Annotated in this window: 11 protein-coding genes; all 11 read left to right on the top strand. The window is 71.3% G+C overall.

Annotation, left to right across the window (positions count from 1 at the left end; translation table 11 throughout):
* Window positions 1-13: 13 nt before the first annotated feature.
* The 11 genes from gatC (at window position 14) to ACSYGN_RS11805 (ending at window position 11945) form a co-directional block, all read left to right on the top strand.
* The gene (gene gatC / locus ACSYGN_RS11855) at window positions 14-310 is read left to right on the top strand and encodes an Asp-tRNA(Asn)/Glu-tRNA(Gln) amidotransferase subunit GatC (RefSeq protein ID WP_073498632.1); all 297 of its coding nucleotides are present in this window, start codon (window positions 14-16) and stop codon (window positions 308-310) included.
* Window positions 311-316: 6 nt separating this feature from the next.
* Window positions 317-1810, top strand: a complete 1494-nt coding sequence (gene gatA, locus ACSYGN_RS11850; protein WP_460394649.1) for an Asp-tRNA(Asn)/Glu-tRNA(Gln) amidotransferase subunit GatA — start codon at window positions 317-319, stop codon at window positions 1808-1810.
* Window positions 1807-2049 carry a hypothetical protein gene (locus tag ACSYGN_RS11845; protein WP_460394647.1) on the top strand — a complete coding sequence of 81 codons (243 nt, stop codon included), beginning with the start codon at window positions 1807-1809 and terminating at the stop codon, window positions 2047-2049. Before gatA ends, ACSYGN_RS11845 begins: the two co-directional genes overlap by 4 nt.
* Before the next feature lie 15 nt (window positions 2050-2064).
* Window positions 2065-3582: an Asp-tRNA(Asn)/Glu-tRNA(Gln) amidotransferase subunit GatB gene (gatB, locus tag ACSYGN_RS11840; RefSeq protein ID WP_460394645.1), complete on the top strand. Its 1518-nt coding sequence runs from the start codon at window positions 2065-2067 to the stop codon at window positions 3580-3582.
* A 108-nt stretch (window positions 3583-3690) separates the two neighbouring features.
* Window positions 3691-4092 carry a hypothetical protein gene (locus ACSYGN_RS11835; RefSeq protein ID WP_460394643.1) on the top strand — a complete coding sequence of 134 codons (402 nt, stop codon included), beginning with the start codon at window positions 3691-3693 and terminating at the stop codon, window positions 4090-4092.
* 292 nt (window positions 4093-4384) lie between these two features.
* A complete protein-coding gene (locus ACSYGN_RS11830; RefSeq protein WP_460394641.1) occupies window positions 4385-6757 on the top strand; it encodes an MMPL family transporter in 2373 nt (790 codons plus the stop codon).
* Window positions 6735-7301, top strand: a complete 567-nt coding sequence (locus ACSYGN_RS11825; protein ID WP_460394639.1) for a GNAT family N-acetyltransferase — start codon at window positions 6735-6737, stop codon at window positions 7299-7301. Before ACSYGN_RS11830 ends, ACSYGN_RS11825 begins: the two co-directional genes overlap by 23 nt.
* Before the next feature lie 35 nt (window positions 7302-7336).
* Window positions 7337-8050, top strand: a complete 714-nt coding sequence (locus tag ACSYGN_RS11820; protein WP_460394637.1) for a hypothetical protein — start codon at window positions 7337-7339, stop codon at window positions 8048-8050.
* Window positions 8051-8272: 222 nt separating this feature from the next.
* Window positions 8273-8533 (top strand): hypothetical protein, encoded by a 261-nt coding sequence (locus tag ACSYGN_RS11815; RefSeq protein WP_460394635.1) that lies wholly within the window; start codon window positions 8273-8275, stop codon window positions 8531-8533.
* 92 nt (window positions 8534-8625) lie between these two features.
* On the top strand, window positions 8626-11661 hold the full coding sequence (locus ACSYGN_RS11810; RefSeq protein ID WP_460403390.1) for a helix-turn-helix transcriptional regulator: 3036 nt from the start codon (window positions 8626-8628) through the stop codon (window positions 11659-11661).
* Window positions 11661-11945 carry a hypothetical protein gene (locus ACSYGN_RS11805; protein ID WP_460394633.1) on the top strand — a complete coding sequence of 95 codons (285 nt, stop codon included), beginning with the start codon at window positions 11661-11663 and terminating at the stop codon, window positions 11943-11945. The genes ACSYGN_RS11810 and ACSYGN_RS11805 overlap by 1 nt, the downstream gene beginning before the upstream one ends.
* Window positions 11946-11961: the final 16 nt, after the last annotated feature.

Below are 11961 nucleotides of genomic sequence, written 5' to 3'. Positions count from 1 at the left end.
AGAGGAACGCTGCATGCCTGGCATCACGCGCGAGGAGGTCGCCCACCTCGCCCGGCTGGCGCGTCTGGAGCTGAAGCCCGAAGAGCTCGACCACTTCGCGGGACAGCTGGACGACATCATCGGCGCGGTGGCCCGCGTCAGTGAGGTCGCCGACCAAGACGTACCGCCGACCTCGCACCCGCTCCCGCTGACAAATGTCATGCGGGCGGACGAGGTCCGTCCGTCGCTCACCCCCGTGCAGGCGCTCTCCGGCGCCCCGGCCCAGGAGCAGCAGCGTTTCAAGGTGCCGCAGATCCTGGGGGAGGACTAGACAGTCATGACGGACATCATCAAGCTCACCGCGGCGGAGATCGCCGCGAAGATCGCCGCCGGTGAACTCACCGCGGTCCAGGTCACCGAGGCGCATCTCGCCCGGATCGAGGCCGTCGACGAGAAGGTGCACGCCTTCCTGCACATCGACCGCGAGGGCGCCCTGGCGCAGGCACGTGCCGTCGACGAGAAGCGCGAGCGCGGCGAGAAGCTCGGCCCGCTGGCCGGTGTGCCTCTCGCGCTCAAGGACATCTTCACCACCGAGGGCGTGCCCACGACGGTCGGTTCGAAGATCCTCGAGGGCTGGATCCCGCCGTACGACGCCACGCTCACCAAGCGGCTGAAGGCCGCCGGTGTGGTCATCCTCGGCAAGACCAACATGGACGAGTTCGCCATGGGGTCCAGCACCGAGAACAGCGCCTTCGGGCCCACCGGCAACCCCTGGGACCTCACCAAGGTCCCCGGCGGCTCCGGCGGCGGTTCCTCCGCCGCGATCAGCTCCTACATGGCGCCGCTGGCCATCGGCACCGACACCGGCGGCTCCATCCGCCAGCCCGCCGCCGTCACCGGCACCGTCGGTGTGAAGCCGACGTACGGCGCGGTCTCGCGCTTCGGCATGGTGGCGTTCTCGTCCTCCCTCGACCAGGGCGGCCCCTGCGCCCGTACGGTCCTGGATGCGGCGCTGCTGCACGAGGTGATCGCCGGACACGACCCGCTGGACTCCACGTCGATCGACGCGCCCGTCCCGCCGGTCGTCGAGGCCGCCCGCAACGGCAGCGTGCAGGGCATGCGCGTCGGCGTGGTCAAGCAGTTCCGCGGCGAGGGCTACCAGGCCGGTGTCATCCAGCGGTTCGACGAGTCCGTCGCGCTGCTGAAGGACCTGGGCGCCGAGATCGTCGAGCTGGACTGCCCGTCCTTCGACCTGGCCCTGTCGGCGTACTACCTGATCGCGCCCTCCGAGTGCTCCTCCAACCTCGCCCGCTTCGACGGCCTGCGCTACGGCCTGCGCAGCGGCGACGACGGCGGCCACTCCGCCGAGGAGGTCACCTCCCTCACCCGCGAGGAGGGCTTCGGCGCCGAGGTCAAGCGCCGGATCATGCTCGGCACGTACGCCCTCTCCAGCGGCTACTACGACGCGTACTACGGCAGCGCCCAGAAGGTCCGCACCCTCATCACGCGGGACTTCGAGAAGTCGTTCGAGCAGGTCGATGTGATCGTCTCCCCGACGACCCCGACCACCGCCTTCGCGATCGGCGAGCGCGCCGACGACCCCATGGCGATGTACCTCGCCGACCTGTGCACCATCCCGACCAACCTCGCGGGCAACGCGGCCATGTCGCTGCCCTGCGGCCTCGCCCCGGAGGACAACCTCCCGGTCGGACTGCAGATCATCGCCCCGGCGCTCCAGGACGACCGGCTCTACAAGGTCGGTGCCGCCGTCGAGGCCGCCTTCGTGGAAAGGTGGGGTCACCCGCTCCTCGAGGAGGCTCCGGCGCTGTGAGCAACGCACTGTCCAAGGCCAAGGGCTTCAAGAAGTCCCGCTCCGGTACGTACCTGTCCATCGCGACCACCGCGTTCGGCGCGATCGGCGTCGCCAAGCAGATCAAGAAGGCCAAGGCCGAGCAGGACACCCTGCGGCTGATCGACGCCACCGTCTCCGCGGTCGCGATCGTCACCGGCCTCGCCATCCTGGTCCGCGAGCTGAAGCGGCTGGGCGACGACGACGTCCTGCTGGGCTGAGAGGGAAGTTTCACCGTGACCACCACGACCGACGACCTGGTGTCGTACGAGGACGCGCTGGCGTCCTACGACCCTGTCATGGGCCTTGAGGTCCATGTCGAACTCGGCACCCGGACCAAGATGTTCTGCGGCTGCTCCACCGAACTCGGTGCCGAGCCCAACTCGCAGACCTGCCCCACCTGCCTCGGCCTGCCCGGCGCCCTCCCGGTCGTCAACGCGACCGGCGTGGAGTCGGCGATCAAGATCGGTCTCGCACTGCACTGCGAGATCGCCGAGTGGTGCCGCTTCGCCCGGAAGAACTACTTCTATCCGGACATGCCGAAGAACTTCCAGACCTCCCAGTACGACGAGCCGATCGCCTACAACGGCTATCTCGACGTACAGCTGGAGGACGGGGAGACCTTCCGCGTCGAGATCGAGCGCGCCCACATGGAGGAGGACACCGGCAAGTCGACCCACATCGGCGGCGCCACCGGCCGTATCCACGGCGCGTCCCACTCCCTGCTGGACTACAACCGCGCCGGCATCCCGCTCATCGAGATCGTCACCAAGCCGATCACCGGTGCGGGCGAGCGGGCCCCCGAGGTCGCGCGGGCGTACGTGCACGAGCTGCGCGAGCTCATCAGGGCGCTCGGCGTGTCCGAGGCCCGTATGGAGATGGGCCAGATGCGCTGCGACGTCAACCTGTCGCTGATGCCCAAGGACGCCGACAAGTTCGGCACCCGCTCGGAGACCAAGAACGTCAACTCGCTGCGTTCGGTCGAGCGCGCGGCCCGGTTCGAGATCATGCGCCACGGGGCCGTGCTCTCCTCCGGCGGGACGATCATCCAGGAGACCCGGCACTTCCACGAGGACACGGGGTCGACGACCTCGGGCCGGGTGAAGGAGGAGGCCGAGGACTACCGGTACTTCCCGGAGCCGGACCTCGTCCCGGTGGCACCCTCGCGCGAATGGGTCGAGGAGATCCGCGCCGCGCTCCCCGAGATGCCGCTGGTCCGCCGCACCCGGCTGCTCGCCGAGTGGGGCATCTCGGTCACCGAGATGCAGGCCATCATCAACGCCGGTGCGCTGGACCTGATCGTCGCCACCATCGACGCGGGTGCCGACGCCGCCTCCGCCCGTAAGTGGTGGATGGGCGAGCTGGCGCGCAGCGCCAACGAGTCCGGCACGGCGCTCGACGAACTGGCGATCACCCCGCAGCAGGTGGCCCGGGTCGCCGAGCTGGTCGCGAAGGGCGACCTGAACGACAAGCTGGCCCGCCAGGTCATCGAGGGCGTCCTCGCCGGTGAGGGCGGTCCGGACGAGGTCGTCGACAAGCGCGGTCTGAAGGTCGTCTCCGACGACTCCGCGCTCGGCGCCGCCGTCGACGAGGCCATCGCCGGCAACCCGGGCGTCGCCGACAAGATCCGCGGCGGCAAGGTGGCCGCGGCCGGTGCCCTGGTCGGCGCGGTCATGAAGGCCACCCGTGGCCAGGCGGACGCGGCCCGCGTCAAGGAACTGATCCTGGAGAAGCTGGGCGTCAGCGAAGGCTGACACCCGGACCGACCCGGACAAAAGGAGGGGGTGCGCCGACCGCGTCGCACCCCCTCCGCCGTGCCCCGGGTCCGGGGCGCTGGCCGAAAGGCGCTAGGCTCCCCGGTCATGAGCGGACGAGGCGATTCCCAAACGCAACCCGGGATACCCGAGGTGGCCGCCGAGTACGCCGAGTACGCCGAGAACCCCGAGTACGCCAAGTACGGCGAGATGCCCGAGGATGCCGAGTACGCCGAGGACGACGAGTACGACGAGGTCACGTTCACGGAGGCCCGCCGGGCCCGCTGGACGGCGACCGCCACCGGAACCCTGCTCACCCTCGCCGGACTCGGCGCGTCGCTGTTCCGGCTCACCAGGTCCGCCCCCGCCCTCGTGCCCGCCGCCTATGCCACCGGCGCCGCGATCTGCGCCCTGGCGGCCGTCCTCGGCGCCCGCGGCCGCACCCGCCGCGCCCTGTGGCTGCTGATCCTCGGCGTGATGGTGATGGCGCTGGGCGATCAGTTCGACTGAGTCACTCTGGGCCACCCGGAGCCACGCTGAGCCACCCTGAACGGCCCTCTCAACCGCCGTGTCTCTGTTACGTGTTCGTAGTCACGTGAGGCGTGTCACCCCAGGGTACAGAGTTGCCGTAACTGTCCTGTGATGTGTCTCCCACTCTTGTGAATGGGGGCACAATCCACTCAAACGATCATTTTCACCTGCGAGAGTGAACGCATTGCTCATGCGTTCTTTGCGGGCTGTTCAGTTCAGGCACGACTGTTCCCGGTCAAAGATCCACCCATCGCACGCTGGGAGCACGTTCGTGGCAGCCCTCGCACGCTGGAGTGTTCGGCACCGCCTTGTCGCGGTACTTCTGTGGGTCCTCGCCCTCGGCGGGGCCACCGCCGCCGCGGCCGTCGCGGGCTCCGCCTACTCCAACGACTACGACGTCCCCGGCACCGAGTCGGGCCGTGCGATGCAGCTGCTGGAGAAGGGCTTCCCCGGTCTCGCCGGCGACAGCGACACCATCGTCTGGCACACCACCACCGGCACCGTCCGCGCCTCGGACGTCGAGCAGACGATGACCGCCACACTCGACAAGGTCGCCGAACTGCCCGGCGTCGCCGCCGTGACCAGCCCCTACGACGGCCAGGGCGCCGGAACCATCAGCGCCGACGGACACACCGCCTACGCCACCGTCACCTTCGACAGGCAGGCCCAGGACATCGGCACGTCCGAGGCCCACGCCGTGGTGGACACCGCCAAGTCCGCCGAGACCGACGGGCTCCAGGTCGAGCTGGGCGGCACCGCGATCTCCGCCACCCAGTCCACCGGCGGGCACACGGCAGAGATCGTCGGGGTGGTCGTGGCCGCCGTCGTGCTGTTCTTCGCCTTCGGCTCGCTCGCCGCCTCGCTGCTGCCCATCGCCACCGCACTCACCGGGGTCGGCACCGCCTACGCCGGTATCGAACTGCTCGGCCACGCCATGACCGTCGCCGACTTCGCGCCCATGCTCGGCATGCTCATCGGGCTCGGCGTCGGCATCGACTACGCGCTCTTCATCGTCACCCGTCACCGGCGCGGACTGAAACGCGGACTCACCGTCACCGAGGCCGCCACCAACGCCGTGGCCACCACGGGACGCGCCGTGGTCTTCGCGGGTGCCACCGTTTGCATCGCGCTGCTCGGGATGCTGATCCTGCGGCTGAACTTCCTCAACGGCGTCGCCGTCGCAGCCTCGCTGACCGTGGTGCTGACCGTCGCCGCCTCCGTCACCCTGCTGCCCGCCCTGCTGTCCTTCATCGGCATGCGCGCCCTCAACCGGCGCGAGCGGCGCCGCCTCGCCGAACTCGGTCCCGAGCCGGAGCTGCCGACCGGGTTCGCCGCCCGCTGGTCCGCCTTCGTGGAACGCCACCCCAAGGCGCTCGGCGCCGTCGCCGTCCTCGTCATCGCCGTGCTCGCCCTGCCGACCTTCTCCCTGCGCCTCGGCACCTCCGACCAGGGCAACGACCCCAAGACCACCACCACCCGGCAGGCCTACGACCTCCTCGCCGACGGCTTCGGCCCCGGAGTCAACGGCCCCCTCACCCTCGTCACCAAGGTCGACGGCGCCGCCGACCGGCTCGCCCTGGACAACCTCGACGCCACCCTCCGCTCCACCGACGGCGTCGCGGCGGTCACCCCGGTGACCTACGGCACCGGCGGCGACAGCGCCTACCTCACCGTCGTCCCCGATTCCGCGCCCCAGTCGCAGCGCACCAGCGACCTCGTCGACCGGCTGCGCACCGAGGTGCTCCCACGGGCCGAGACCGGCACCTCCCTCGAGGTCCATGTCGGCGGGGTGACCGCGAGCTACGACGACTTCGCGGACGTCATCGTCGGCAAGATGCCGGTGTTCGTGGGCGCGGTCATAGGGCTCGGCGCCATCCTCCTGCTGCTGGCCTTCCGGTCGATCGGCATCCCGGTCAAGGCCGCCCTGATGAACATCGCCGCCGTGACCGCCGCCTTCGGGATCGTCGTCGCGATCTTCCAATGGGGCTGGGGCGGCGAACTCTTCGGCCTCGGTCGCGCCGGGCCGATCGAACCCTTCCTGCCCGTGATCATGGTGTCCGTGCTCTTCGGGCTCTCCATGGACTACCAGGTGTTCCTGGTCAGCCGGATGTACGAGGAATGGCTGGAGACCGGTGACAACCGGGTCGCCGTCCGCGTCGGCCTCGCCGAGACCAGCCGCGTGATCAACTCCGCCGCCGTCATCATGATCTCGGTCTTCCTCGCCTTCGTGCTCAGCGGCGACCGTGTGATCGCCATGTTCGGCATCGCGCTTGCCTCCGCCGTCGCCCTCGACGCCTTCGTGCTGCGCACCCTGCTCGTCCCCGCCCTCATGCACATGCTCGGCGCCGCCAACTGGTGGCTGCCCCGCAGTGTCGACCGGATCCTGCCCCGCATCAGCATCGAGCCGCCCGAGTGCCGCGCCGCGCATGAGAGGCTTGCCGCCGCGACGGGCGCCGAGGTGCCGGACGTACTGGTGGCGGACGCACTCGTGGCGGACGTACTGGTGGCGGAAGCGCTGGACGCCGACGTGCGAGTGGTGGACATACCGGCCCCACGGGCCCCGGTCGGGGAAGCGCCGGGCACCGCCGTACGGGAACCGGAGACGGAGTGGGGGGAACAGGATGTACGCGATATCCCTGGGTGACGACGGCGCCGAACTGCGGCCCCTGGAGTCCTGGCACGCCGAGGAGTTCCTCGCGCACCTCGACCGGGGACGCGAGTTCATCGGGCGGTACATCCCCTTCGGCTCCCAGGAGACCGACGCCGACTCGGCACGCGCCCTGCTGCACAGGTACGCCCAGCGGCGCGCCGAGGACGGCGGCAGCCTGCACGGCATCTGGCTCTCCGGCACCCTGGTCGGCGGCGTGCTGTTCCGCACCTTCGACGCCGCGCAGGGCGTCTGCGAGGTCGGCTGCTGGCTGGAACCCGCGGGTACCGGACGGGGGCTCGTCACGCGCGCGATGCGGGTGCTGCTCGACTGGGCCTTCGACGAGCGCGGCATCCACCGGGTGGAGTGGCATGCGGCGAGCGCCAACGAGGCGAGCGTCGGCGTCGCCCGGCGGCTAGGGATGAACCGGGATGCGGTGCTGCGCGAGAGCCATCTGCACCGGGGGGAGCGGCACGACGTCGAGATCTGGTCGGTCCTTGCCCCGGAATGGCGTGCGGCACGCGCGCGAGCCGAATATTAAGAAGCCTCTCAGACAGCCTCCGTACCGTGCGCCCCATGGCTACCACACCAGTTGACGAGGGCACGACGGACACCGGCACCGTGAGCACCGGGGAGAGGCCCGAGGGGCAGACGGCTCAGACGGCAGCCGCCACGCAGGACACGGCCGTAGAGGCCAAGGCCGAACCGGCCGGGACCGGCACCGCGGCGGACCTTGAGAAGGCGACCGCCGACGACACCGACAAGGCCGTCGACGAAAATGACGCCCAGGACGCCGAGGAAGACGCCGACCAGGACGACGTCACCGACGACACCGACGACGACCTGGCCGACGACCTCCTCGGCGACGAAGAGCCCCCCGCCGCCGAGAAGCCCACCGCGGTCGGCCAGGGCGCCGCCGCCGTGGTCTCCGCCGTCCTCGGTCTCGTCTCGCTCACCGGCGGCTGGATCGGCACGGTCGCCGCCGCGCGCGAGACGCTCATCGGCCAGCTCCACACCTCGTCGTCGGCGAGCGTCTCCAAGCAGATCAAGGAGATCTACGGCGACGCCTGGCAGACCACTGCCATGTGGGCCGGGATCTTCGCACTGACCGCACTGGTCACCGGCGTCGTCGTGCTCGCCCGCCCCGCCTTCGGCACCCCCCGCCGCGTCCAGGCCCCCTGGATCAAGTCGGTCGCATGGGCGGGCGTCGTCCTCGGTGTCGTAGGACTGCTCCTGGCCGTCCTCAAGTACACGGACGCCCTGCTGGCCCTGCCCTCGGCCAGCAGCTGACCGCACCCGCATCACCGCAGCCCGCGACGGGCCTTAGGGCCTGTCGCAGGACATCCCCGGGCACCTTAGGCACCTTACGGAGCCCAAAACCGGGCTCCTCGGCCGCGGCTAAGGCATGCCCGGTGCCGGAAGATGCGGCACTCTCCCGATGTGACAGACCCCCCTGGCGGACGACCTTGGAGGCATCGCGATCCAGCGATCACCATCCGCCAGGGAGACACCATGAACGGGTACGACGCCCACTACGACGTCCACTACGACCTCCACCACTTCCGTTCCGCCGAACTGCGCCGCGAGGCCGAGCGGCAGCGCCTCGTCCGCGAGGCCGCACGACGCCGTCGCGCCGCCCGCGCGGAAGCCACCCGGAATGCCACCAACGCTGCCGGGGACGCGACCGGGGACGTATCCGACGTATCCGACGCATCCGGGGACGACGACCACGACCGCCGTCGCCGCTGGTTCCGTGTCCCCGGGGCGGCATGAGCACCGCCTCCAGGGCCCCGGCCCGCCCGGCCGGCGCCCTGGTGCGCTCTGCTCCGCGGAAAACGGGTGCCGCGTTGTCAGACCCCCGTGCGATGCTCGGGCCCGTGGAGACCAGGTCCGTCAGTCCGGTGTTCGTCGGCCGCGCCGACGAGTTGGACACGCTGCACGACGCGCTCTCCCGCGCCGCCGCGGGAGAGCCGCAGGCGCTGCTCGTCGGCGGCGAGGCGGGCGTGGGCAAGACACGGCTGATCGAGGAGTTCGCCACGGCCGCCTGCCGCGCCGGGGCCGTCGTCGCGCTCGGCGGCTGCGTGGAGATCGGCGCCGACGGGCTGCCGTTCGCCCCGTTCTCCACCGCCCTGCGCGCCCTGCGCCGCGCCCTGCCCGCCGAACTGGCCGCGGCGGCGGCGGGCCAGGAGGAGGAACTGGCCAGACTGCTGCCCGAACTCGGTGAGGCCGGACCGGGGCGGCACGACGAGGAGGGCATGGCCCGCCTCTACGAACTCACTGCGCGCGTGCTGGAACGCGTCGCCGCCGACCGCACCGTCGTCCTCGTCCTGGAGGACCTCCACTGGGCCGACGCCTCCACCCGCCACCTCATCGCCTATCTCGTCCGCACCCTGCACACCGGCCGACTGGTCGTGCTGGGCAGCTACCGCTCCGACGACATCCACCGCCGCCACCCCCTGCGGCCCCTGCTCGCCGAACTCGACCGGCTGCGCACCGTGCGCCGTCTCGAACTCGCCCGCTTCAACCGCGCCGAGGCGAGCCGCCAGATCGCCGGCATCCTCGCCGCCGAACCCGACCCCGCCCAGGTCGACGACATCTTCCAACGCTCCGACGGCAACGCGTTCTTCGTCGAGGAACTGGCCGTAGCCCTGCACGAGGGCTGCCGCACCGGTCTGTCCGACTCACTGCGCGATCTGCTGCTGGTCCGGGTCGAGGCACTGCCGGAGACCGCGCAGCGGGTCGCCAGAATCGTCGCCGAGGGCGGCTCCACCGTCGAGTACCGGCTGCTCGCCGCCGTCGCCCGGCTCGCCGAGGACGACCTCATCGAGGCGCTGCGGGCCGCCGTGAACGCCAGCATTCTGCTCGCCGCCCCGACCGACGACGGCTACCGCTTCCGGCACTCCCTGGTCCGCGAGGCCGTCAGCGACGACCTGCTGCCCGGCGAGCGCTCCCGCATCAACCGCCGTTACGCCGAGGCCCTGGAGGCCGAACCCACACTGGTGCCCGCCGAGCAGCGCGCCACCCGCCTGGCCAGCTACTGGTACCAGGCCCACGACCCCGCCAAGGCCCTCCCCGCCGTCCTCGACGCCTCCGTCACCGCCCGCCGCAGGCACGCCTACAGCGAGCAGCTGCGGCTGCTGGAACGGGCGATGGAACTGTGGGACACGGTCCCGGAGGATGTCCGCGCGAAGCTGCGCCCCGTCGACCACACCGAGGTCTACCCTCCCTGCGGCCGCGACCCCGAGACCACCCCGCTGCGCTACCTCGACCTCATGGCCGAGGCCGCCGTCGCCGGCCGGTTCGGCGGGGAGCGGGAACGGGCCCTGAAGATCATCAAGCGTGCGCTGCGCTATCTGGAGGACGACGACGATCCGCTGCGCGCCGCCTGGTTCTGGACCCAGCGCTCCCGCCTGGTGCAGGCGCAGGGCCGCGGCGACGGCTGGCTGGAACTCGGCACCGCCCAGGACCTGGTGCGCGGCCTGCCGCCGTCCGAGGTGCACGCCGATGTGCTGGCCAACGTCGCCAACTGGTCCATGCTCCATGCCCCGGGCCCCGACGCCGTCTCCGCCGCCGAACTCGCCGTCGAGTACGCACGCATGGTGGGCGCCCACGAGATCGAGATGAACGCCCGACTCACCCTCGGCGGCCTGATGGTCGGCGCGGGCCACGTGGAGGCCGGGCTCGCCGAGATGGCCGAGGTCAAGGAACGCACCGTCGAGGACGGGATGTCCGCCGTGGCGGGCCGCGCGTATGTGAACCTCCCCAGTTACCTGGAATTCGTCGGCCGCTCCCGCGAGGCCCTGCCGATCCTGGAGGAGGGCCTCGTCCACACCCGCAGTTTCGGGCTGCTCGACTCCGAGGCGTGGATCTGGGGCAACCTCGCCGAGTCCCTCTGCACGCTGGGCCGTTGGGACGAGGCCGCCGAGGCGGGCAGGAAGGCCGAGCGCATCGGCCAGAGCGCCAAGCCCCGCGGTTTCCATGCCGCCCTGCGCGCCCAACTCGCCCTCGCCCGCGGTGATCTGATGGAGGCCGGGCACCAACTCGCCGCCGCCCGCGCCCACTACGGCACCCACGACAACGCGACCCAGCACGTGCTGCTCCTGGTCCGCCTCGCCGTCGAACTCGCCGCGAGCGAGGATCGCCTGGCGGACGCCCGCGACGAACTCGGACGCGCCCTGGACGGCGGCTTCCCGCCCGGCACCCAGCGCGAGGTGTGGCCCCTGCTGCTGGCCGCTGCCGCCGTCGAGGGCGACGCCGTGGGCCGCCCCGGCAGCGAGCCCGGCCGCGCCGGTGCCATCGAGGCCATCCGCACCGCCGCCCGGTCCGTGGCCACCGGCGTCCCCGTCTGGCAGGCCTACGACCGCTGGGTGCGCGCCGAACTGCTGCGCGCGGAGGGACGCGCCGACGCCGCGGACTGGGCCGAGGTGGTCTGCGCCGTCGAGCCCTTGGAGCGGCCCTACGACCTCGCCCGCGTCCGGTACCGCCTCGCCGAGGCGCTGCTCACCGAGGGCGGCGACGACGAGCGCGACCGCGCCGCCGAACTGCTCCGCCTCGCGCACGCCGTCGCCGCTCACCTCGGCGCCCGCCCGCTCGCCGACGCCGTCGCTCTGCTCGCCCAGCGCGCCCGCCTCCCCCTGACCGGCCCCGCCCCGCAGCCCCCCGCCCCCGCAGGGACCCTCGGCCTCACCAGCCGCGAGCACGACGTCCTGCGCCTGGTCGCCGAGGGCCGCACCAACCGCCAGATAGCCGAGGAACTCTTCATCTCCCCGAAGACGGCCAGCGTCCACGTCTCGAACATCCTGGGCAAGCTGGGCGTCTCGGGGCGCGGCGAGGCGGCGGCGGTGGCACATCGGTCGGGGCTGTTCGCAAGTGGGGCGGGAAAGGGCGCGGGAGCGGGATGATGACGCCCAGCACTGGGGAGGAGACGTGTTGTACCAGATCGAAATTCACCGAGCGCGCCGCAGCGCAGCGTGACGCGCTTCCCGAGGACCGGCGCAAGCTGCTGGAACGAGGGCTGCTGAAGCTTGCCGAAGACCCGTTCACCCCGGTCTCACAGGCCGTGAGCGGTGAGGACATCCGTGTCGTGTCCGTCGCGCCCGGCCTCACTGTGGGCTACATGGTGCACCGGGCCTTCCTGATCCTTGTGTCCGTGGCCGTCCTCGACCAGTCGCTGATAGAGGAATAGGCGAACAGACGCTCAC

It is taken from the genome of Streptomyces sp. YIM S03343 (assembly GCF_054729195.1).
The sequence above is the reverse complement of the archived record's forward strand: the minus strand, read 5'-3'. Positions and strand labels throughout refer to the sequence as shown.

Coding starts and splice junctions, on each gene's coding strand:
- ACSYGN_RS11810 (WP_460403390.1), top strand. CDS start 8,626: ATGCTCGGGCCCGTGGAGACCAGGTCCGTCAGTCCGGTGTTCGTCGGC.
- gatA (WP_460394649.1), top strand. CDS start 317: ATGACGGACATCATCAAGCTCACCGCGGCGGAGATCGCCGCGAAGATC.
- gatC (WP_073498632.1), top strand. CDS start 14: ATGCCTGGCATCACGCGCGAGGAGGTCGCCCACCTCGCCCGGCTGGCG.
- ACSYGN_RS11825 (WP_460394639.1), top strand. CDS start 6,735: ATGTACGCGATATCCCTGGGTGACGACGGCGCCGAACTGCGGCCCCTG.
- ACSYGN_RS11815 (WP_460394635.1), top strand. CDS start 8,273: ATGAACGGGTACGACGCCCACTACGACGTCCACTACGACCTCCACCAC.
- ACSYGN_RS11835 (WP_460394643.1), top strand. CDS start 3,691: ATGAGCGGACGAGGCGATTCCCAAACGCAACCCGGGATACCCGAGGTG.
- ACSYGN_RS11820 (WP_460394637.1), top strand. CDS start 7,337: ATGGCTACCACACCAGTTGACGAGGGCACGACGGACACCGGCACCGTG.
- ACSYGN_RS11805 (WP_460394633.1), top strand. CDS start 11,661: ATGACGCCCAGCACTGGGGAGGAGACGTGTTGTACCAGATCGAAATTC.